The sequence below is a fragment of the Microbulbifer echini genome, from assembly GCF_041447225.1.
Classification (GTDB): domain Bacteria; phylum Pseudomonadota; class Gammaproteobacteria; order Pseudomonadales; family Cellvibrionaceae; genus Microbulbifer; species Microbulbifer echini.
Map to the genome: position 1 here is coordinate 1 of NZ_JBGMEL010000055.1, position 704 is coordinate 704.

The 704-nt window shown below is 55.0% G+C and carries 1 protein-coding gene; it reads left to right on the forward strand.

The annotated features are described in order from the left end of the window. Positions 1-704: hypothetical protein (locus ACCI51_RS19425; protein ID WP_371845083.1), on the forward strand; the 704-nt coding region annotated here is incomplete at both ends.

The following is a 704-nucleotide window of genomic DNA, read 5'->3' on the forward strand; positions in this document are numbered from 1 at the left end:
AACATCGACTTTTACGGCGTCAGCAAGGTCGATGGTGGCGATGACAGCGACACCTTGGTCGGCCTGACCGATACTAACTTTATCTTGAGTGATAACAGCGGTGGCTTTAGCCACAGCGCGATCGACTTTGTCAGCTTAGAAAATGTGACCGCCACTGGTGACAGTCAGTTGGTCGGCACCACACAGCAGGAAACCTACACCGTTCAGAATGACGGCCGTGTCGAAGTGAACGGGGTTTACTTTACCGCGCTCAGTGGTGTCCGCGCGCATGCGGATGGCCTTAGCGGTCTGGACGATATTGTTGACGCCACCCTGTACAGCGCCGGCCTCGCCCTGACTGGCAGCGTCAAAGAAGTGGAGCTGCTGACCACGCCGGATACCAATTTTGTGTTTAGCGGAATCGGTCAGGCACAAACCCAATTCCTGGATGTGTCCGCCAGCGGTGAGATCGCGGTTGTCGCCGGTGATAAAGCCCTCGATATCGCCAGTATTCACTTCACCAGCCTGGATCAAGTACAAGGCGGTGGCAGCAACACCGCAAAGGTTATCGCCGATGTCAGCCTGAACAACTCCGATACCGTTGGCGACTTTGACAGCAGCGATATGCTGTTCTCCGGTTTTAATACGGTGAACGCCGACAGTGGTATTACCCTGACCGGTACCGATGCCGCCGACACTTTCACCGTACTTTCTACAGCGAATCA